Source organism: Pseudomonas sp. BRM28 (assembly GCF_002939405.1).
Lineage (GTDB): Bacteria > Pseudomonadota > Gammaproteobacteria > Pseudomonadales > Pseudomonadaceae > Aquipseudomonas > Aquipseudomonas palmensis.
Window position 1 is genome coordinate 656,713 of sequence record NZ_PEFV01000001.1, and the last position, 21,554, is coordinate 678,266.

Sequence of the window (21,554 nt, forward strand, 5' to 3'; positions counted from 1 at the left end):
AGGAGAGAGTGCATGAGCCAGAACAAAACGCTGACCACCGCCAGTGGCGCGCCGGTCGCCGACAACCAGAACTCGCGTTCGGCAGGCCCGCGGGGTCCGTTGTTGCTGGAAGACTTCCACCTGATTGAAAAGCTTGCGCACTTCAACCGCGAGAACATCCCTGAGCGCCGTGTACACGCCAAGGGGTCGGGTGCCTATGGCACGTTTACCGTCAGCCGCGATATCACCCAGTACACCTGCGCCAAGCTGTTCAGCAGCGTCGGCAAGCAGACCGAGACCTTCCTGCGTTTCTCCACCGTGGGTGGCGAGCGGGGTTCGGCCGATACCGAGCGTGACCCTCGGGGTTTTGCACTCAAGTTCTACACCGAGGAAGGCAACTGGGACATCGTGGGCAACAACACGCCGGTGTTCTTCATCCGTGATCCGTTGAAGTTCCCGGACTTCATCCACACCCAGAAGCGCCTGCCTCAAAGCAACCTGAAAAGCCCGCAGATGATGTGGGACTTCTGGTCGCATTCGCCCGAATCGCTGCACCAGGTCACCATCCTGTTTTCCGACCGCGGCATCCCGGACGGTTACCGTCACATGCACGGTTTCGGCAGCCACACCTACAGCCTGATCAACGCACAGGGCCAGCGTACCTGGGTCAAGTGGCACTTCAAGACCAAGCAGGGCATCAAGAACCTGGCGCCTGCCGAGGCGGCCCGCCTGGCCGGTACCGACCCGGATTACGCCCAGCGCGACCTGTTCGAAGCAATCGAGCGCGGTGACTTCCCGAAATGGAGCGTGTGCATCCAGGTCATGAGCGAAGCCGAGGCCGCCAGCCGTGCCGAGAACCCGTTCGACGTGACCAAGACCTGGTCGCAGAAGGACTATCCGCTGATCGAGGTGGGCGAACTGGAGCTCAACCGCAACCCGCTCAACTACTTTGCCGAAGTCGAGCAGGCCGCGTTCGGCCCCAGCAACATGATCCCCGGTGTGGGGCTGTCGCCAGACCGCATGCTGCAGGGCCGCGTATTCGCCTACGCAGATGCTCACCGTTACCGTGTGGGTACCAACCACCAGCAACTGCCGGTAAACGCCCCACGCAGCCCGGTGAACAGCTACCAGCGCGATGGTTCGATGGCTTTTGGCAGCAACGGCGGTGCGGCGCCCAACTACGAGCCCAACAGCTACGCCGACGCACCCAAGCAGGCCCCGCAGTACGCTGAGCCTGCACTGGCCCTCGGTGGCGCAGCAGACCGTTACGATCATCGTGAAGACACCGACTACTACAGCCACGCCGGTGCGCTGTTCCGCCTGATGAACGATGAGCAGAAGGCCCTGCTGATCGCCAATATCGCCGGCACCATGGCCAGCGTCTCGCGCGATGTCGTGGAGCGTCAGCTGCAGCACTTCTTCAAGGCCGATCCGGCCTACGGAGGGGGAATCGCAAAGGCATTGGGTCTCAATCTGGCCTAAGTCGAAGTGATAAGAAGAACCGCCCTCATCTGGGCGGTTTTTCAATGCAATTGACTACTGTTTACCCACTTTTTTAGCGGTTTTAGCGCAATTTGCAGTGACCTTACAGTCATCCTGGTTCAAACTATGGCTTTCACACAGGGAGAGTCAGGGCAATGCAAGGTCACCCGGACGTAATCGATTATCTCAACACGTTGCTGACGGGCGAACTGGCGGCACGTGACCAATACTTCATCCACTCGCGCATGTATGAAGACTGGGGCTTCAGCAAGCTCTACGAGCGTATCAACCACGAGATGGAAGAAGAGGCACAACACGCCGACGCCCTGATGCGCCGCATTCTCATGCTCGAAGGCACCCCGCGCATGCGCCCGGACGACCTGGACATCGGTACCACCGTGCCCGAGATGATCGCCGCCGACCTGCGCCTTGAGTACAAGGTGCGCGCTGCGCTGTGCAAAGGCATCGAGCTGTGCGAGCTGCACAAGGACTACGTCAGCCGTGACATCCTGCGCGTGCAGTTGGCCGACACCGAAGAAGATCACACCTACTGGCTGGAGAAGCAGCAGGGTCTGATCAAGTCGCTGGGCCTGGAGAACTACCTGCAATCGCAGATGTAATCCACCGCGCAACGAAAAAGGCCATCGGGGCGTACCCGATGGCCTTTTTTTTGTGCCCGCATGCCGCTGCGCAGGAGCCGGCAAGGCCGGCTCCTGCAGTTCAGGCCCGGTCGCGCGCCAGCAGCGGCTTGAGGTAATACCCCGTGTGCGACTGCTTCATCTCGGCCAGCTCCTCCGGCGTGCCGCAGGCGATGATCTGTCCGCCCTTGGAGCCGCCTTCCGGCCCAAGGTCCACCAGCCAGTCGGCAGTCTTGATCACGTCCAGGTTGTGCTCGATCACCACCACGGTGTTGCCGTGGTCACGCAGGCGATGCAGCACGTCCAGCAGTTGCTGGATATCGGCAAAGTGCAGGCCAGTGGTCGGCTCATCGAGGATGTACAGCGTCTTGCCGGTATCGCGCTTGGACAGCTCGCGTGACAGCTTGACCCGCTGCGCCTCACCACCGGACAGCGTGGTCGCCGACTGGCCCAGCTTGATGTACGACAGGCCCACGTCCATCAGCGTCTGCAGTTTGCGCGCCAGTGCCGGCACCGCATCGAAGAACTCGCGGGCTTCCTCGATGGTCATTTCCAGCACCTCGTGGATGTTCTTGCCCTTGTACTTGATTTCCAGCGTTTCGCGGTTGTAGCGCTTGCTCTTGCACACGTCGCACGGCACGTAGATGTCGGGCAGGAAGTGCATCTCGACCTTGATCAGGCCATCGCCCTGGCACGCCTCGCAGCGCCCGCCCTTGACGTTGAACGAGAAACGCCCCGGCCCGTAGCCGCGCGAGCGCGACTCCGGCACGCCGCTGAACAGCTCGCGGATCGGCGTGAACAGCCCGGTGTAGGTCGCCGGGTTGGAGCGCGGTGTACGCCCGATCGGGCTCTGGTCGATATCCACCACCTTGTCCAGGTGCTGCAGGCCATCGCAGTTGTCGTGGGCCGCAGCTTCCAGCGTGCTGGCACCGTTGAGCGCGGTTGCCGCCAGCGGGAACAGGGTGTTGTTGATCAGCGTCGACTTGCCCGAACCGGACACGCCGGTCACGCAGGTCAGCAGGCCGATCGGGATCTCCAGGTCGACGTTCTGCAGGTTGTTGCCGCGTGCGCCCTTGAGCTTGAGCGACAGCTTCTTGTTGCGCGGGGTGCGCTTGGCCGGCACGGCGATCTTCACGCGGCCCGACAGGTACTTGCCGGTCAGCGAGTCCGGGTGCGCCATCACCTCGGCCGGGGTGCCCTCGGCCACGATCTGGCCGCCATGCACGCCCGCGCCCGGGCCGATATCCACCACGTAGTCGGCCATGCGGATGGCGTCCTCGTCGTGCTCCACCACGATCACCGTGTTGCCGATGTCGCGCAGGTGGTTGAGGGTGCCCAGCAGGCGATCGTTGTCGCGCTGGTGCAGGCCGATGGATGGCTCGTCGAGAATGTACATCACCCCCACCAGGCCGGCGCCGATCTGGCTGGCCAGGCGGATACGCTGGGCCTCGCCGCCCGACAGGGTATCGGCGCTGCGATCCAGCGTCAGGTAGTCCAGGCCCACGTTCACCAGAAACTGCAGGCGTTCGCAGATTTCCTTGAGGATCTTGTCGGCGATCTCGCCACGGCGACCGGTCAGCTTGAGGCCGCCGAAGTAGTCGCTGGCATCGCCGATCGGCAGGTTGGTAACCGCCGGCAGGGTCTTCTCGCCCACCCACACATGGCGCGCCTCGCGGCGCAGGCGGGTGCCGCGGCAGTCGGGGCAGGGCTGGGTGCTGAGGAACTTGGCCAGCTCTTCACGCACGGTGGCCGATTCGGTCTCGCGGTAGCGCCGCTCCAGGTTCGGCACGATGCCCTCGAAGGGGTGCGAGCGCTTGACGATATCGCCCCGGTCGTTGAGGTACTTGAAGTCGACGTTGTGCTTGCCACTGCCGTTCAGGATCACCTTCTGCTGGTCGGCCGGCAGCTCGTTGAACGGCACCTCCAGGCTGAACCCGTAATGCGCGGCCAGCGAGCCGAGCATCTGGAAGTAATACACATTGCGCCGGTCCCAGCCGCGAATCGCGCCCTCGGCCAGGGTCAGCTCGCCGTTGACCAGGCGCTTGATGTCGAAGAACTGCTTCACGCCCAGGCCGTCGCAGGTCGGGCAGGCGCCGGCCGGGTTGTTGAAGGAGAACAGCTTGGGCTCCAGCTCGCTGATCGCGTGGCCGCAGATCGGGCAGGCGAAGCGCGCCGAGAAGATCATCTCTTCACCCGGCTCGTCGTCCATCGGCGCCACCAGGGCGATGCCATCGGCCAGCTTAAGGGCCGTCTCGAACGATTCGGCCAGGCGCTGCTGCAGGTCGTCGCGCACCTTGAAGCGGTCGACCACCACATCGATGCTGTGCTTCTTCTGCTTGTCGAGCTTGGGCAACTCGTCCAGCTCGTACAGCTTGCCGTTGACCCGTGCGCGCACGAAGCCCTGGGCACGCAGCTCTTCGAACACCGCCAGGTGCTCGCCCTTGCGCTCGCGAATCACCGGAGCCAGCAGCATCAGCTTGCTGCCCTCGGGCTGGGCCAGCACCAGGTCGACCATCTGGCTGACAGTCTGGGCTTCGAGCGGGATGTCGTGGTCGGGGCAGCGTGGGGTGCCCACACGGGCATACAGCAGGCGCAGGTAATCGTAGATCTCGGTGATGGTGCCCACGGTCGAGCGCGGGTTGTGCGAGGTCGACTTCTGCTCGATCGAGATGGCCGGCGACAGCCCCTCGATGGTGTCGACGTCTGGCTTTTCCATCATCGACAGGAACTGGCGGGCATACGCCGACAGCGATTCCACGTAGCGACGCTGGCCTTCGGCGTACAGGGTGTCGAACGCCAGCGATGACTTGCCGGACCCGGACAGACCGGTGATGACGATCAGTTTGTCCCGGGGCAGGGTCAGGTCGATGTTCTTAAGGTTGTGGGTACGTGCCCCACGTATCAGGATCTTGTCCACTGCGGCCTCGCTTGGCGGGCATAAACGGAGGAGTATACGGCGCGCTGCCACCACGCGGCAAAGCGTCGCGTATATGCCGTTAACCGATCCGACTGGTAGAATCGCCGCCGGTTCACACGAGGTTTATCCATGCACGATCCCCACAGCGAACGCATGAGCGGCAGCGAGACCCGTGCCGCAGGCGGCCTGGCCCTGGTGTTCGCCTTCCGTATGCTGGGCATGTTCATGGTGCTGCCGGTACTGGCCACCTATGGCATGGACCTGGCGGGCGCCACGCCGGCGCTCATCGGCCTGGCCATCGGTGCCTATGGCCTGACCCAGGCCGTACTGCAGATTCCGTTCGGGGTCATTTCCGACCGCATCGGCCGTCGGCCGGTGATCTACCTGGGGCTGGTGATCTTTGCCCTGGGCAGCGTGCTGGCAGCGCAGGCCGACTCGATCTGGGGCGTGATCGCCGGGCGCATCCTGCAGGGTGCGGGCGCCATCTCCGCGGCAGTCATGGCGTTGCTCTCGGACCTCACCCGCGAACAGCACCGCACCAAGGCCATGGCCATGATCGGCATGAGCATCGGCCTGTCGTTCGCCGTGGCGATGGTCGTGGGGCCACTGGTAACGCGGGCCTTCGGCCTGTCGGGGTTGTTCCTGGCCACCGCGGCGATGGCGGTGGTGGGCATCGGCCTGATCGCCTTCGTGGTGCCGGCCTCCAACGGCCCGCTGGCGCATCGCGAGTCGGGCGTGGCCAAGCAGGCCCTGGGGCCGACCCTGCGTCACCCCGACCTGCTGCGCCTGGACGTCGGCATCTTCGTGCTGCACGCCATCCTCATGGCCAGCTTCGTCGCCTTGCCGCTGGCGTTCGTGGAGCGTGGCGGGTTGCCGAAAGAGGAGCACTGGTGGGTCTACCTCACCGCCTTGCTGGTTTCATTCTTCGCAATGATTCCGTTCATCATCTACGGTGAAAAAAAGCGCAAGATGAAACGTGTCCTGCTGGGCGCGGTCAGTGTGCTCATGCTCACAGAGCTGTTTTTCTGGGAGCTGGGCAACAGCCTGCAGTCACTGGTGATCGGCACGGTGATCTTCTTCACCGCCTTCAACCTGCTCGAAGCCTCGTTGCCTTCGCTGATCAGCAAGGTGTCGCCGGCCGGTGGCAAGGGCACGGCGATGGGGGTGTATTCCACCAGCCAGTTCCTGGGGGCGGCGCTGGGCGGGATCATGGGTGGCTGGTTGTTCCAGCATGGCGGCTTGAGCGTGGTTTTCCTGGGGTGCGCAGGCCTCTGTGCCCTTTGGTTGGCCATAGCTGTTACTATGCGCGAACCACCTTACGTGACGAGCCTGCGCTTGCCGTTGTCGCCAGAAGCGATGCGCGAAGCGGGCTTGACCGAGCGCCTCAAGGCCGTGCCGGGTGTGACCGACGCAGTGGTGGTGGCAGAGGAAGCCGCCATCTATATCAAACTGGATACACAAATTTTGGATCGTACGGCCCTGGAGCTGCTGGTAAACCCGGCGCCCGCGGCGTGCCAAGCCTAGGAGAACGTTATGGCCCGTGGGGTTAACAAAGTCATTTTGGTCGGCACTTGCGGCCAGGACCCTGAAGTTCGCCACCTGCCCAACGGCAACGCGGTGACCAACCTCAGCCTGGCCACCAGCGAGCAGTGGACCGACAAGCAGACCGGCCAGAAGGTCGAGCGTACCGAGTGGCACCGTGTTTCGATGTTCGGCAAGGTTGCCGAGATTGCCGGCGAGTACCTGCGCAAGGGTTCGCAGGTGTACATCGAGGGCAAGCTGCAGACCCGCGAGTGGGAAAAGGACGGCATCAAGCGTTACACCACCGAGATCATCGTCGACATGCAGGGCACCATGCAGCTGCTGGGTGGTCGTCCGCAGAACCAGGACGGTTCGCAGCAGGGTGGCAACAACTACAACCAGGCCCCGCGTCAGCAGGCGCCTCAGCAGCGTCCACAGCAGGCCCCTCAGCAGCGCCCTGCGCCGCAACAGCCTGCGCCGCAGCCGGCTGCCGACTTCGACAGCTTCGATGACGACATCCCGTTCTGAGCCCTGGCCAACGCCGCGCTTCAAGACAAACGCCCGATGCGCAGCATCGGGCGTTTTGCGTTCTGGGGAAACCTCGGTGGGCGGTGGCCCTGACACGCTTGCGATGTTCAGCGCACGTGCGGGCCTCGCGGTACCTCTAGCGGGCCGCCAGGAGGTGAAGTGGCCCGTGAGCACTCACGCCGCGGCCACGCCTTGGCCCACCAGCCCCGCCAGTGCATTGAGCATCGGTGCGCGATACTCCACGTCCTTCTCGTTCCAGTACACATGACCGGCTGGCAGGTCGACATTGAAGAAACTTTCGTAGTAGCTGTCTGGCGCCGAATCCGAACGGTCGTTGCCGAACACCTTCAGGCGCACCGCACCCGCTTCAAGCCCGGTGTCCGCCTGGTGCAGCGCAATCACGCTGAAGCGCTCGCCGACCGCCCCGGGGCCATCGACCAGCTCGATTTCATACAGCTGTGCCAGCGCCTCGATGAACCGCTCGGTCTCCAGGCCCAGCGACGAGATCTCGAGCCCGTCGCTGTAGAAGTGCGCCTGTATCACGTTCATCTCGCCATCGAACCCCGGCTGCACGTCGCGCCGCAGCCGCGCCCGCACACCCACCGAGTACCCGGCGAACGCGGCACGCAGGTCAAAGTGGTAGTGCACGTCATCCTGCATCAGGTGCTGCACCTGAAACACGCAGTCCACAAAACCTTCTTCGCCAAACTGCTCCAGCAGCGGCAACCCGTTCTTGTCCAATTGCATCATGCAGTCCCTTGGCGATGGTGGTCAGGCTGGCGATTATGCACCCGTTGCGCGCATCGATAATCCGTTTTAATGGTGCTTGGCCCGATCTTGGCTAGAGTGAATATTGACGACCACCCAGTGGCCGCCACCGTGACTGTTCACGAGACGCCGGCAATGCTCCGCGCGTCCACCACCTGATCAGGAGTGCACGATGGATCTCAACCGTCGGCAATTTTTCAAGGTCGCCGCCATCGGCCTTGGAGGTTCGAGCCTGGCGGCGCTGGGCATGGCCCCCACGCCGGCCTTCGCCGAACAGATACGCCACTTCAAGCTGGCCCGCACCAAGGAAACCCGCAACACCTGCCCTTACTGCTCGGTCGGCTGCGGCCTGATCCTGTACAGCCAGGGCGATGCGGGCAAGAACGTGGCGCAGAGCATCATCCACGTCGAAGGCGACGCCGATCACCCGGTCAACCGCGGCACCCTGTGCCCCAAAGGTGCAGGCCTGCTGGACTTCATCCACAGCCCCAGTCGCCTGCAGTACCCGCAGGTGCGCAAGCCGGGCAGCAACGAGTGGACGCGCGTCAGCTGGGATGAGGCCATGGACCGCGTGGCCGAGCTGGTCAAGGCCGACCGCGACGCCAACTTCATCGAGAAGAACGCCCAGGGCCAGACCGTCAACCGCTGGCTCAGCACCGGGTTCCTCGCGGCCTCGGCGGCTTCCAGCGAAGCCGGCTACCTGACCCACAAGGTCATTCGCAGTTTGGGCATGCTGGGGTTCGACAACCAGGCGCGTGTCTGACACGGCCCGACGGTGGCAAGTCTTGCCCCGACGTACGGCCGTGGTGCCATGACCAATCACTGGACCGATATCGCCAACGCGAACCTGATCCTGGTGATGGGCGGCAACGCAGCAGAAGCGCACCCGTGCGGTTTCAAATGGGTGACCGAAGCCAAGGCGCACAACCAGGCGCGGCTGATCGTGGTCGACCCACGGTTTACCCGTACCGCCTCGGTGGCCGATTACTACGCGCCGATTCGCACCGGCAGCGACATCGCCTTCATGGGCGGCCTGATCAACTATCTGCTCAGCACTGACCAGATCCAGCACGAGTACGTGCGCAACTACACCGACGTGTCGTTCATCGTCAAAGCCGGCTTCGGCTTCGAGGACGGGCTGTTCAGTGGCTACGATGCGGCCAAGCGTACCTATGCCGACAAGTCAGGCTGGGGCTACGAACTGGGTGAAGACGGTTTCGCCAAGGTCGACCCGACCCTGCAGGACCCGCGCTGCGTCTACCAGCTGATGAAGCAGCACTACAGCCGCTACACCCCGGAGCTCGCCAGCATGACCTGCGGCATGCCCCAGGCCAGCATGCAGAAGATCTGGGAAGAGATCGCCACCTGCTCCACACCCGGCAAGACCATGACCATCCTCTATGCCCTGGGCTGGACCCAGCATTCGATCGGCGCGCAGATCATCCGCAGCGCGGCGATGGTGCAACTGCTGCTGGGCAACGTCGGCATGCCGGGTGGCGGGGTCAACGCCCTGCGCGGGCACTCCAACATCCAGGGCCTGACCGACCTGGGCCTGCTGTCCAACTCCTTGCCGGGCTACCTGACCCTGCCCGGTGATGCCGAGCAGGACTACGACGGCTACATCGCCAAGCGCGCCCTCAAGCCGCTGCGCCCTGGGCAGCTGTCGTACTGGCAGAACTACGGCAAGTTCCATGTCAGCCTGATGAAGGCCTGGTATGGCGCCAACGCCACTGCCGAGAACCACTGGGGCTACGACTGGCTGCCCAAGCTCGACATCCCAGGCTACGACGTGCTCAAGATGTTCGACATGATGGGCAGGGGCGAGGTGCACGGCTATATGTGCCAGGGCTTCAACCCGATTGCTGCGCTGCCCGACAAGAACCGCGTCACTGCCGCGCTCAGCAAGCTCAAGTGGCTGGTGGTGATGGACCCGCTGGCCACCGAAACCTCGGAGTTCTGGCGCAACGCAGGGCCGTACAACGACGTCAGCACGGCCGACATCGCCACCGAGGTCATCCGCCTGCCCACCACCTGCTTCGCCGAGGAGGACGGTTCGCTGGTCAACAGCAGCCGCTGGCTGCAGTGGCACTGGAAGGGCGCCGACGGCCCGGGCGAAACCCGTACCGACGTGCGCATCATGAGCGACCTGTTCCTGCGCCTGCGTGAACGCTACCGCGCCGAGGGTGGCGCGTTTGCCGAACCGCTGCTCAACCTCAGCTGGCCGTACAAGGTCGCCGACGAACCCTCCCCCGAAGAGCTGGCCAGGGAGCTCAACGGCGTGGCCGTGACCGATCAGGTCGATGCCACCGGCGCTGCGCTCAAGGGTGGCCAGCAACTGTCGGGGTTCGCCCAGCTCAAGGACGATGGCAGTACCGCGTCCGGCTGCTGGATCTTCTGCGGCAGCTGGACCGAGCAGGGCAACCAGATGGCTCGGCGCGACAACAGCGACCCGTATGGCATGAAGCAGAACCTGGGCTGGGCCTGGGCCTGGCCGATGAACCGGCGAATCCTCTACAACCGTGCCTCGGCCACCCCGCAAGGCCAGCCCTGGGACCCGAAAAAACGCCTGGTATGGTGGAACGGCAAGGCCTGGACCGGCACCGACACCCCGGACTACAAGGCCGACGTGCCCCCCGAGGCGGGCATGAACCCGTTCATCATGAACCCCGAAGGGGTGGCCCGGTTCTTCGCCGTCGACAAGATGGCCGAAGGCCCGTTCCCCGAGCACTACGAACCCTTCGAGACGCCGATCGGGATCAACCCGCTGCACCCCACCAACAAGAAGGCCACCAGCAACCCGGCCGGACGCATCTTCGACTCGGTGTGGGACACCCTCGGCCAGGCCAAGGACTACCCCTACGCGGCCACCACCTACCGGCTGACCGAGCACTTTCACTTCTGGAGCAAGCATGCGCGCCTGAACGCCATCGCCCAGCCCGAGCAGTTCGTCGAGATCGGTGAAGTGCTGGCGCAGCAGAAGGGTATCCAGGCCGGCGACCGGGTGCGGGTGAGTTGCAAGCGTGGGCATATCGAGGCGGTGGCGGTCGTCACCAAGCGGATTCGTCCGCTGCAGGTCAACAACCAGACCGTGCACCAGGTCGGTATCCCGCTGCACTGGGGCTTCACCGGGCTGACGCGGCATGGCTACCTGACCAACACCCTGGTGCCGTTCCTCGGCGATGGCAATACACAGACCCCGGAATCGAAGTCGTTCCTGGTCAACGTGGAGAAAATCTGATGGCCAGCCAAGACATCATTGCCCGTTCGGCCACCACCACGCTGCCCCCCTCGGTGCGCCAGCAGGAGCAGGTCGCCAAGCTGATCGACACCACCAAGTGCATCGGCTGCAAGGCCTGCCAGGTGGCGTGTTCGGAATGGAACGAGCTGCGCGACGAGGTGGGTCACAACCACGGCACCTATGACAACCCGCAGGACCTCAGTGCTGAAAGCTGGACGCTGATGCGCTTCACCGAGCACGAGACCGCCGACGGCAACCTGGAGTGGCTGATCCGCAAGGATGGCTGCATGCACTGCGCCGACCCCGGGTGCCTCAAGGCCTGTCCCAGCCCGGGGGCGATCATCAAGCACGCCAACGGCATCGTCGACTTCAACCAGGACCACTGCATCGGCTGCGGCTACTGCATCACCGGCTGCCCGTTCAACATCCCGCGCATCTCGCAGAAGGATCACAAGGCCTACAAGTGCACCCTGTGTTCCGACCGCGTGGCCGTGGGGCTGGAGCCGGCCTGCGTGAAGACCTGTCCCACCGGCGCCATCGTGTTCGGCAGCAAGACCGACATGCAGGAGCACGCCGCCGAACGCATCGTCGACCTCAAGTCGCGGGGCTTCGAGCATGCCGGTCTGTACGACCCGGACGGCGTGGGTGGCACCCATGTGATGTACGTGCTGCACCACGCCGACACGCCGCGCGTGTACGCGGGGCTGCCCGACAACCCGGTGATCAGCCCGCTGGTCGGGCTATGGAAGGGCGTGAGCAAACCGCTGGCGCTGCTGGCCATGGGTGCGGCGGTGCTGGCCGGGTTCTTCCACTACGTACGCATCGGCCCGCAGCGGGTCGAGGAAGAGGATGACGAGCATCCTGACACCAGCGTGCATCAGGTCGACCCGTCGGTGCATGTGTATGACCCGGGCAAGCCCACCGCACCAGGGGAGCAACGGCCATGAAGCACAAGCCGATACTGCGTTACACCGCCAACGAGCGCACCAACCACTGGCTGGTGGCGATCCTGTTCTTCATGGCGGCACTGTCGGGGCTGGCGCTGTTTCACCCGGCGCTGTTCTGGCTCAGCCACCTGTTCGGCGGCGGGCCGTGGACACGCATCCTGCACCCGTTCATGGGCGTGCTGATGTTCGTGCTGTTCCTGGGGCTGGTGCTGCGCTTCTGGCGGGCCAACTTCATCACCGCCACCGACCGGCAGTGGCTGCGCCGGGTCGACCGGGTGATCCGCAACGAGGAGGAGGGCGTACCACCGGTGGGCAAGTACAACGCCGGGCAGAAGCTGCTGTTCTGGACCCTGCTGGCGTGCATGCTGGTGCTGCTGGTGAGTGGTGTGGTGATCTGGCGTGCCTACTTCAGCGCGTACTTCGGTATCGACACCATTCGCCTGGCCACCCTGCTGCATGCCCTGGCCGGCTTCGTGCTGGTGCTGAGCATCATCGTGCACATCTATGCCGGCATCTGGATCAAGGGCTCGGTCAGCGCCATGCTGCATGGCTGGGTCAGCCGCGCGTGGGCGCGCAAGCACCATGCGCTATGGTACCGGGAGGTCACTCGGGACGAGCGGCCCGACACGCACAAAGGAGCCAAGCCTTGAGTACCGTGATGGAACCCGATCAGATCCAGGCGTCGGCCAGTTCGCCGCCGTTTCTGCACCCGCCACCGCCCCAGCTGTTTGCGCTGCGTGCCGAACGCCTCGACCTGCTGGCCGAGGGGCATGCGCTGGGCGACTACCTGCGCTTCGTGGCCGGGTTGTGCCGCGTACAGCAGGGGTTGCTGGACAGCCCGCCGGCAGCGGCCATGCCCGACCCGCAGCGCCTGCAGCTGTGCGTGACCCACGGCCTGGCGCCACTGGCCGCCGACAGCCTGGTGCGCGAGGACGCCTGGCAGGGCTGGCTGGATGTCCTGTTGCAACGCTACGAGGCGTCTTCGCCGCTGGCGCATCAGGCCCAGACGCAATTGCGCGAGGCCGGGGCAGGGCAGCGCATGGTGTGGGCGCTGGCACTGCTGGGCGGGCAGTACAGCGCGGTGCCGGCGGCGCTGGTGCCGTTTCTGGGGGCCGCGCTGCAGGCGGCGTGGAGCCATTGGCTGCTGGCCATGCCCGGCGTCGAACTCAAGCCCGGCGACAGCCTGGGGCAGTGCCCGGCATGTGGTTCGCCGGCGATGGCGGGGGTAATCCGCCACCGCGGCAAGTACAACGGCCTGCGCTACCTGGTGTGTGCGTTGTGTGCCTGTGAATGGCATGCGGTGCGGGTCAAGTGCGTGTATTGCGAGCAAAGCAAGGGCTTGCAGTACTTCAGCCTGGAGGATGACCGCCATGTCGCCGGGCAGGCGCCGTTGCGGGCCGAATGCTGCTTCGAATGCCACAGTTACCTGAAGCTGGTCTACCTTGAAAGCGATGCGCAATCGGAGGCCCTGTCGGCAGACCTGGCCAGCCTGGCACTGGACATGCGCCTGGATCAGGAGGGCTACCAGCGCCTGGCGCCGAACCTGTTGCTGGCCCCGGGCCTGTAGGGCGGCCTTGCGCGAAGGGCGCACTACACTGTGGGATCCGACCCTGCGCGGTGTTCCATTCGCCGGCAAGGCCGGCTCCTACATAGGCCGGAGCGTTTTTGCATGTCCTCCAACGTCACTCAGTGCACCCACCGTCTACCCTCCATCGACACCCTCCTGCGCAGCCCTGCCTGCGTTCCCCTGGTGGACCGCTACGGCCGCGACGCCGTGCTCGCCACCTTGCGCCAACTGCTCGATGACCTGCGCGAGCCCGCCCGCCACGGCCAGCTCGGCGCTGCCGAACTGGCGCCCGAGGTGCTCGCCGGCCGCACCAACGAACGCCTCGCCGCCCGGCACCGCAGCCACATCCGCCGGGTGTTCAACCTCACCGGCACCGTGCTGCACACCAACCTGGGCCGCGCGCTGCTGCCCGAAGCCGCCATCGAGGCCGTCCAGCTTGCCGCGCGCCACCCCCTCAACCTCGAGTTCGACCTGGACAGCGGCAAGCGCGGCGACCGTGACGACCTGATCGAAGGCCTGATCCGCGAGCTCACCGGCGCCGAGGCCGTGACCGTGGTCAACAACAATGCCGCCGCCGTGCTGCTGGCGCTCAACAGCCTGGGCGCGCGCAAGGAGGGCATCATTTCGCGCGGCGAACTGATCGAGATCGGTGGTGCATTCCGCATCCCCGACATCATGGCCCGCGCCGGGGTCAGGCTGCACGAGGTTGGCACCACCAATCGCACCCACGCCCGCGACTACGAAGCGGCAATCAACCCGCGCAGCGGCCTGCTGATGCGCGTGCATTGCAGCAATTACAGCATTGAAGGCTTCACCAGCCATGTGCCCACCGCCGAGCTGGCGCAACTGGCCCACCAGCACGGCCTGCCGCTGCTCGAAGACCTGGGCAGCGGCAGCCTGATCGACCTGACCCGCTGGGGCCTGCCCGCCGAACCCACGGTGCGTCAGGCCCTGGCCGATGGCGCCGATATCGTCACCTTCAGCGGCGACAAGCTGCTCGGCGGTCCGCAGGCCGGGATCATCGTGGGCAGCAAGGCGCTGATCGCGCGCATCAAGAAGAACCCGCTCAAGCGTGCCCTGCGGGTCGACAAGTTGACTCTCGCCGCGCTGGAAGCGGTGCTGGGCCTGTACCGCGACCCCGACCGCCTGGCCGAGCGCCTGCCCAGCCTGCGCCTGCTGACCCGGCCGCAAGCCGAGATCCTGGCCCAGGCCGAACGCCTGGCGCCGCGCATGGCACAGGCGTTGGGCGCGTCGTGGAGCGTTGCCGCGCTGCCTGCACTGGGCATGATCGGCAGCGGCAGCCAGCCGGTGGCACGCCTGCCCAGTGCTGCGCTGTGCATGCGCCCACAGGTGTCCAAGCGCCTGCGCGGGCGCAGCCTGCTGGCGCTGGAAGCGGCCTTGCGCGCGTTGCCCATCCCGGTGCTCGGGCGCCTGGACGACGACGCGCTGTGGCTCGACCTGCGCCAGCTGGATGACGAACCCGCGTGGCTGGCGCAGCTGGCGCAACTGGCGGTACTGCCCACGTGATCGTCGGCACCGCCGGGCACATCGACCATGGCAAGACCGCGCTGCTCGAAGCCCTCACCGGCCAGGCTGGCGACCATCGGCGCGAAGAACGTGAACGCGGCATCACCATCGACCTTGGCTACCGTTATGCAGCGCTGGCGGCGGATGCGCCTTTGACCGGCTTTGTCGACGTGCCGGGCCACGAGCGGTTTATCCACAACATGCTGGCCGGCGCCCAGGGTATCGACCTGGTGCTGCTGGTGGTGGCGGCCGACGACGGGGTGATGCCCCAGACCCGCGAGCACCTGGCCATCGTCGAACTGCTGGGCATCGCGCAGGCGCTGGTGGCCATCACCAAATGCGACCGGGTCGAGCCGGCGCGGGTGCAGGCGGTGCAGGCCCAGGTGCGCGGACTGCTTGCGCCGGGACCGTATGCCGGGGCGGCGCAGTTCGCGGTGTCGAGTGTCAGCGGCCAGGGTATCGAGGCACTGCGTCAGGCATTGCTCGCCGCGCAGCACGCCCTGCAGCCGCGTAGCCAGGGTGGCGCTTTTCGCCTGGCCATCGACCGGGCCTTCAGCGTGGCCGGGGCCGGTATCGTGGTCACGGGCACCGCGTTGTCCGGGCAGGTTCAGGTGGGCGACAGCCTGGTGCTGGGCAAGGCGGGCAAACCGGTGCGGGTGCGCGGCCTGCACGCGCAGAACCAGGTCGCGACCCAGGCCTTCGCCGGGCAGCGCGTGGCCCTGAACATCAGCGCCGAGCGGCTGGCGCTGGAGCATATCCACCGCGGTGACTGGCTGCTGGCCGAGTGGCTGCATGCGCCCACTCAGCGGCTGGATATCGAACTGCACCTGCTGGCCGGGGAAGCTCGTGCACTCGAGCATTTCAGCCCGGTGCACCTGCACCTGGGCACCCAGGATGTCACCGCCCGCGTCGCATTGCTGGAGGGCGAGCGGCTGGCGCCCGGGGCGCGCATGTTCGCGCAGTTGCTGGTCAACGCGCCGGTGCAGGCGGTGCATGGCGACCCCGTGGTGCTGCGCGACCAGAGTGCCCAGCGCACCCTTGGCGGCGGGCGCATACTCGATCCATTCGCCCCGGCCCGCCAGCGCCGTAGCCCGCAGCGGCTGGCGCAGCTGCAGGCACTGGCGGCGGCCGACAGCCTGGAACAGGCCTTGCCGGCGCTGCTTGCGCAAGGCACGGGCGGGCTCGACCCGCAGCGCCTGGAGCGCCAGTTCAATCGCTTGCGCAGCCACTGGCGGCTGGATGCGCAGGTGCAGGTGGTGGCCACGCGGCAGGGGCCGCTGCTGTTCGACACGACGCAATGGCAGGCGCTCAAGGCTCGGGTGCTGGCGCAACTGGCGCGCTTTCACGAGCTCGAACCCGACCAGCTCGGCCCTGACCGCGACCGCCTGCGCCGTTTCGCCAGCCTGGCACTGGAGCGGCCGGCGTTCATCAGCCTGGTGGACGAGTTGCTGGGCGAGCAGGCGATTGCCAGCAGCGGCCCGTGGCTGCACCTGCCCACGCACCAGGCGCGCCTGAACGAGGCCGACACGGCGCTCTGGCAACAGGTGCAACCGTTGCTGCTGGCGGCGCGTTTCGATCCGCCCTGGGTGCGCGACCTGGCCCGCGCCACCGGCAGCGAAGAAGCCGAGGTACGGCTGCTGCTGCGCAAGATGGCGCGTCTGGGCCAGGTGCACCAGGTGGTGCGCGATCTGTTCTATCCCGAGGCCACAGTGCGGCAAATGGCGGCTATGCTGTTGCGCATGGCGGGTGATGAGGTGCAGGTGACGGTTTTTCGTGATGCGCTGGGTATCGGGCGCAAGCGCAGCATCCAGGTGCTGGAATACTTCGATCGCATCGGCCTGACCCGGCGCCTGGGCGACCAGCGCCGCATTCGCCGCGACAATGCCCTGGCTCAACCGGGCGACAACTGAATTCAAGGAAGGCAATCGCGCCCGGTGGCGCGGCCGGGCTTCAAACCCGGTTGGGGACGGCAGCCGTTCCCGGGCAGGTTCGACTCCGGCTGCCTTCCGCCATTTTTCGCGGGGCCTCAGGCCACCCGTTCACCGCACAGGTCCAGGGCGAACCAGTGCTCGGCGGTGTCGATGTCCAGCCCCGCGCCCAGCAGGGCGAACAGCTTGCCCAGCGCCGCCTCGCGGGTCATGCCACCGCCCGATACCAGGCCGGTCTCGCGCAGGCGGCTGCCGGCGGCGTAGGTATCGAACAGCACACTGCCCTCGATGCACTGGCTGATGGCGGCAATCAGCACGCCACCCTGGCGCGCCTTCTGCAACGCCTGCATCAGTGCTGCATCTTCCGATGGGCCGGTGCCGCTGCCATAGCATTCAAGCAGCAGGCCGCGCACGCCGCTCACCACCAGTGCCTGCACCTGCTCGGCCTGCAAGCCGGGGTACACCGGCAGCACCGCCAGTTTCACCGGCACCCGCGGCTGGGCATAGCCGAGTACCGCGGGCAACGCGCTGGCGCGGCTGCCTTCGCGGTGGCGCGCCGGCGCGGCAAACGCATCGAAGGCCTCGCTGCGCAGTTTGCTGGCCCGTGCGCCGTGCAGCAACTGGCCTGCGAAATACAGCTGCACGCCGCTTTGCAGGCCGCTTTCGAACAGGGCCAGGGCGCCGTGCAGGTTGTCCCAGGCGTCGCTGTGCGGTGCGCCGGCCGGCAGCATCGAGCCGGTGAGCACTACCGGCACATCCAGCCCCAGCAGCAGGAACGACAACGCTGCTGCGCTGTAGGCCAGGGTGTCGGTGCCGTGCAGCAGCAGGATGCCGTCGTGGCCATCACGCGTCACCGCCGTGACGATGGCCGCCTGCATGGCCAGCCAGTTGGCCTGCTGCATGTTGGCGCTGTCGAGCAGCGGTGACATCTCCTGCAGGCGCCAGTGCACCCGGGGTGGCGTCGGGTGCGTGTCCAGCCAGGCGCGCATGCGTGCCTCGAAGCCACCGGCCGGCGCCAGGCCATGGGGCGTTTGCAGCATGCCGATGGTGCCGCCGGTGTAGAGGACGAGAAGGTTCTTGACCGCGCGCATGGTGAGCATTCCAGGCAGGTGAGAAAGGGGCATCGCGAATCGGCTGCCGCCCGCGAACGGGGCGGCGGCACAGGGTTGCTCAGCGTTGCGCTTGAGCTTGAGCTTCGCCCACGCTGGCAGGGCGTGCGCTTTCAGCGGGCTGGACAGCAGGCCAGGCTTGGGTGTCCAGGTCCAGGTCGGGGAACCTGGCCGAGTCGAATACCGGCTGCTTGATGCCTGCCTTGCGCTGGTCGTCGTAGTCGCGCATCACGCGCAGGCCGATCTTGAACAGCAGCGCCAGGGCGATCAGGTTGACGAAGGCCAGGCACGTCATGGTGATGTCGGCGAAGGCGAACACGGTCGACAGGTTCTGCACCGAGCCCCACACGATCAGCGCCAGCACCAGGGCACGGTAGACCATCAGCACCGCACGGTTGCGGGTCAGAAACTGCAGGCTGTTTTCGCCCAGGTAGTAGTTGTAGAGGATGCAGGTGAACACGAACAGCGACAGCGCCACGCTGACGAACAGGCGACCCCAGTCACCGACCACGGCAGCCAGCGAGTTCTGGGTCAGCACGATGCCGTCACCTTCGAAGCCCGGGGTGTAGAAGCCCGACAGCAGAATCAGCAGCGCGGTGCAGGTGCAGATCACGAAGGTATCGAGGAACACGCTGAATGCCTGCACCACGCCCTGGGCGCCCGGGTGTTTCACTGCCGCCACGGCGGCCACGTTGGGCGCACTGCCAAGGCCCGCTTCGTTGGCGAACACGCCACGCTTGACGCCCATCACGATGGCACTGCCCAGCAGGCCACCGAAGGCAGGGTCCAGGCCGAAGGCGCTCTTGAAGATGGTTTCGAGCATGGCCGGCACGTGTTCGATCTGGCTGCCGATCACGTACAGGGTAACGCCGATGTAGGCCAGGGTCTTGACCGGCACCAGCAGGTCGGACACCGAGGCGATGCGCTTGATCCCGCCCAGGAACACGATGGCCAGCAGCACGGCCAGGGCAATCCCGGTGTGCTCCGGGGCGAAGCCGAAGGCGTTCTGCAGCGAGTGGGTCACGGTGTACGACTGCAGGCCGTTGAAGGCGAAGCCGTAGGTCACCAGCAGCAACACCGAGAACACCACTGCCATGGTGCGCAGGTTGAGGCCGTGCAGGATGTAGTAGGCCGGGCCGCCGCGGTACAGGCCGTCACCGTCGGCGCGCTTGTAGACCTGCGCCAGGGTGCATTCGAAGAAGCTGCTGGACATGCCCACCAGCGCCGTCACCCACATCCAGAACACCGCGCCCGGGCCGCCCAGGGTCACGGCGATACCGACGCCGGCGATGTTGCCGGCACCCACGCGCCCGGCCAGGCTCAGCATCAGTGCCTGGAACGAACTCAACTGGCCCGCCTGGCCGCGCAACGATTCCTTGAATACGCCGAACATATGGATGAAATGGCGAAACTGCACAAATCGCGAGCGCAGGGTGAAATAGCTTCCCAGTCCGACGATAAGCACGATAAGGAGCTTCCCCGAAAGGAAATCGTTGAGCACTTCGAGCATGGCGTGACCTCGGTTCTTGTTCTGAATGACAGTGGCTGACGGCGTGCGCCGTTTGCCTGGGGGCGCATGGTTGGTCATGACAAACGTCGTTACAATTTCGCGGGTTGCTATGAATTGATGCGACCTGATGCTAAACTGGCGCCTATCGCATCAATCGGTACCTGATCAATGAGTCAACACCTGGGCCCCAACCTCAAGCTGGCGTGCAGCCATTACCGCTCTATTTCCGAGGTTTGCCGGCAGCTGTCGATCAACCGGGCACAGTTCAACAAGTACCTGAGCGGGCAGAGCCAGCCGACGGCGTACAACCTCAAGCGCATCGGCGACTTCTTCGGCGTCGAGGACTACGAACTGGGCCTGCCGCCGGAACAGTTCGCGCGCCTGATCGGTGCGCGCAGCTCGGCGCTTGCCAGCCCGGCACAGGCCGACCCGTTGCTGGAACTGCTGCGCCCGCTGCGCGAGCACGAGGGCAATCTGTCGCGCTACTGCGGTTACTACTTCGAATATTCCAACTGCATGTCGGTGCCGGGCAGCATCCTGCTGTCGCTGGTGCACCTGCGCGAAGAACGCGGCACGTTCCTGTTCGAGCGCCAGGAACGCCAGGAGCGCTCCAGCAGCACCGACGTGCAGGCCGAAGACTGGGTGCGCTGCCGCTACCTGGGCGCGGCCTTTCAGTTGCAGGACCGGGTGTTTCTGATCGACTACGAATCGCTGACGGTCAACGAGATGAGCCAGACCATCCTGATTCCCAGCTTCAAGAGCCGCATCACCCGGCTCAACGGCCTCAAGACCGGCGTCTCCAGCGGTGACCGGCGCACTCCGGCGTGTACCCGCGTGGTGTGGGAATACCTGGGCCCGGAAATCAACCGCATCAATGCCTACCGCCAGGTCCGGCTGTACCGCCCGGATGACCCGCGCATCGATGACGATGTGCGCGCACGGCTCAACGTCGGGCCGATTCGCAACGGCCTGTTCGAGATCGAGTGAAGGGTGCCGTGCTCAGCGGCGAATGAATGCCGCCACCTGCTGCGCCAGGGCCCCGGCCTGTGGGGGATGGGCGCGCAGGTGGGCGGCGATGCCGTGGTCGCAGTCGGGCAGGGTCAGCTGTTCGAAATGCCCGGGGGGTAGGGTGTCGCTCAGCGCCTGGATGACTTCGGCCGGGATCGGGCTGTAGCGCAGCATGCCGTCGATTTCCACATGGCCTGCCGACGTGCCCGGGGTTCGCCCATGATGGGCGGCCAGCAGGCCATCGTACTGTCCCAGCACCAGCAGCACCTGGCCGCGATAGCTGCGCAGGAATTTGTAGCTGTCGCTGTCGAGAAACCCGTGCGGGGTGCTGATGGCGCGGGTGAAGGCCGGGCCGAACGGGGCATCGTAGGCGCTGTCGGCATAGACCGCCGGGCACAGCAGCACCAGCTTGTTCACCTGGCGTGCATGGTGCGCTGCCACTTTCAGCGCCAGCGCTGCGCCCAGGCTGTGGCCGATCACGGTGTTGCAGCGATGCTCGACGTGGCGAAAGAAGCGCAGCGCCTCGGCCAGGTTGGTGTGCAGCGACGGCGCCCGGGCCCCCGGCAGGCTGGCCAGGCTGTGCCCCGACAGGTTGCCGGTCAGCGAGCCGATGCCCAGGGCCTGCAGGCGGTACAGCAGCGGATTGAGGTGGGTGAAGTCGCTGCGTGCGCCGCCGAGCATGAACAGCGGCGGCGCGTGCTCGATATCGGGGATCAGCAGGCGACCTTCCTGGCTGTAGCCGTCGAACGTTTCGACCACCAGGCACTCGCGGCCCGGGCTGGGTTCGTCGAATTGCCAACGCTCACGTCCGTGTGCGGCCGTCTTGATCGGCATGAAGCGGTCCTCTTGCCCGGGGTGAAGGGTCGACAAGTCGACATGAACCAGCG

16 protein-coding genes and 1 tRNA gene are annotated in these 21,554 nt (G+C 65.7%); 12 read left to right on the plus strand and 5 right to left on the minus strand.

From position 1 onward, the window contains the following. The first annotated feature begins 12 nt into the window (after window positions 1-12). Complete coding sequence (locus CR917_RS03130; RefSeq protein WP_043861922.1) at window positions 13-1,461, plus strand: catalase; 1,449 nt, start codon at window positions 13-15, stop codon at window positions 1,459-1,461. A 155-nt stretch (window positions 1,462-1,616) separates the two neighbouring features. Further along, window positions 1,617-2,081, plus strand: a complete 465-nt coding sequence (gene bfr / locus CR917_RS03135; RefSeq protein WP_043861921.1) for a bacterioferritin — start codon at window positions 1,617-1,619, stop codon at window positions 2,079-2,081. A 100-nt stretch (window positions 2,082-2,181) separates the two neighbouring features. On the opposite strand, the gene uvrA is transcribed toward bfr, so the two are convergent. Next, window positions 2,182-5,016: an excinuclease ABC subunit UvrA gene (gene uvrA / locus CR917_RS03140; protein WP_104571870.1), complete on the minus strand. Its 2,835-nt coding sequence runs from the start codon at window positions 5,014-5,016 to the stop codon at window positions 2,182-2,184. Window positions 5,017-5,145: 129 nt separating this feature from the next. Between uvrA and CR917_RS03145 the strand changes: the two genes are divergently transcribed. Continuing rightward, window positions 5,146-6,540: an MFS transporter gene (locus tag CR917_RS03145; protein ID WP_054916437.1), complete on the plus strand. Its 1,395-nt coding sequence runs from the start codon at window positions 5,146-5,148 to the stop codon at window positions 6,538-6,540. A 9-nt stretch (window positions 6,541-6,549) separates the two neighbouring features. Beyond that, window positions 6,550-7,065: a single-stranded DNA-binding protein gene (locus tag CR917_RS03150; RefSeq protein WP_043861918.1), complete on the plus strand. Its 516-nt coding sequence runs from the start codon at window positions 6,550-6,552 to the stop codon at window positions 7,063-7,065. A 174-nt stretch (window positions 7,066-7,239) separates the two neighbouring features. Here the strand turns inward: CR917_RS03150 and CR917_RS03155 are convergent, their stop codons facing one another. Beyond that, window positions 7,240-7,812: a hypothetical protein gene (locus tag CR917_RS03155; protein ID WP_104571871.1), complete on the minus strand. Its 573-nt coding sequence runs from the start codon at window positions 7,810-7,812 to the stop codon at window positions 7,240-7,242. A gap of 193 nt (window positions 7,813-8,005) precedes the next feature. On the opposite strand from CR917_RS03155, the gene fdnG reads away from it, so the two are divergent. From fdnG to CR917_RS03195, 7 genes are all read left to right on the plus strand, one after another. Then, complete coding sequence (gene fdnG, locus CR917_RS03165; RefSeq protein ID WP_146094976.1) at window positions 8,006-11,071, plus strand: formate dehydrogenase-N subunit alpha; 3,066 nt, start codon at window positions 8,006-8,008, stop codon at window positions 11,069-11,071. After that, on the plus strand, window positions 11,071-12,018 hold the full coding sequence (gene fdxH / locus CR917_RS03170; RefSeq protein ID WP_043861915.1) for a formate dehydrogenase subunit beta: 948 nt from the start codon (window positions 11,071-11,073) through the stop codon (window positions 12,016-12,018). Before fdnG ends, fdxH begins: the two co-directional genes overlap by 1 nt. Further along, window positions 12,015-12,668 (plus strand): formate dehydrogenase subunit gamma, encoded by a 654-nt coding sequence (locus CR917_RS03175; protein ID WP_088514373.1) that lies wholly within the window; start codon window positions 12,015-12,017, stop codon window positions 12,666-12,668. The genes fdxH and CR917_RS03175 overlap by 4 nt, the downstream gene beginning before the upstream one ends. After that, window positions 12,665-13,585, plus strand: a complete 921-nt coding sequence (fdhE, locus tag CR917_RS03180; protein ID WP_104571872.1) for a formate dehydrogenase accessory protein FdhE — start codon at window positions 12,665-12,667, stop codon at window positions 13,583-13,585. The genes CR917_RS03175 and fdhE overlap by 4 nt, the downstream gene beginning before the upstream one ends. Window positions 13,586-13,687: 102 nt before the next feature. Then, window positions 13,688-15,112 carry an L-seryl-tRNA(Sec) selenium transferase gene (gene selA / locus CR917_RS03185; RefSeq protein ID WP_058541927.1) on the plus strand — a complete coding sequence of 475 codons (1,425 nt, stop codon included), beginning with the start codon at window positions 13,688-13,690 and terminating at the stop codon, window positions 15,110-15,112. Continuing rightward, entirely contained in the window at window positions 15,109-17,022 is a 1,914-nt protein-coding gene (gene selB, locus CR917_RS03190; protein WP_104571873.1) for a selenocysteine-specific translation elongation factor, read from the plus strand. The genes selA and selB overlap by 4 nt, the downstream gene beginning before the upstream one ends. Before the next feature lie 6 nt (window positions 17,023-17,028). After that, window positions 17,029-17,124, plus strand: a tRNA-Sec gene (locus CR917_RS03195). 14 nt (window positions 17,125-17,138) lie between these two features. Here CR917_RS03195 and CR917_RS03200 read toward each other — a convergent pair. Both CR917_RS03200 and CR917_RS03205 read right to left on the minus strand, forming a co-directional pair. After that, complete coding sequence (locus tag CR917_RS03200; RefSeq protein ID WP_078481652.1) at window positions 17,139-18,131, minus strand: asparaginase; 993 nt, start codon at window positions 18,129-18,131, stop codon at window positions 17,139-17,141. A gap of 79 nt (window positions 18,132-18,210) precedes the next feature. Continuing rightward, on the minus strand, window positions 18,211-19,659 hold the full coding sequence (locus tag CR917_RS03205) for a sodium:alanine symporter family protein (RefSeq protein ID WP_058541924.1): 1,449 nt from the start codon (window positions 19,657-19,659) through the stop codon (window positions 18,211-18,213). 168 nt (window positions 19,660-19,827) lie between these two features. Between CR917_RS03205 and CR917_RS03210 the strand changes: the two genes are divergently transcribed. After that, complete coding sequence (locus tag CR917_RS03210; RefSeq protein WP_043861908.1) at window positions 19,828-20,646, plus strand: helix-turn-helix transcriptional regulator; 819 nt, start codon at window positions 19,828-19,830, stop codon at window positions 20,644-20,646. Window positions 20,647-20,658: 12 nt separating this feature from the next. On the opposite strand, the gene CR917_RS03215 is transcribed toward CR917_RS03210, so the two are convergent. Continuing rightward, window positions 20,659-21,501: an alpha/beta hydrolase gene (locus tag CR917_RS03215; RefSeq protein WP_054916428.1), complete on the minus strand. Its 843-nt coding sequence runs from the start codon at window positions 21,499-21,501 to the stop codon at window positions 20,659-20,661. Between the last annotated feature and the right edge of the window lie 53 nt (window positions 21,502-21,554).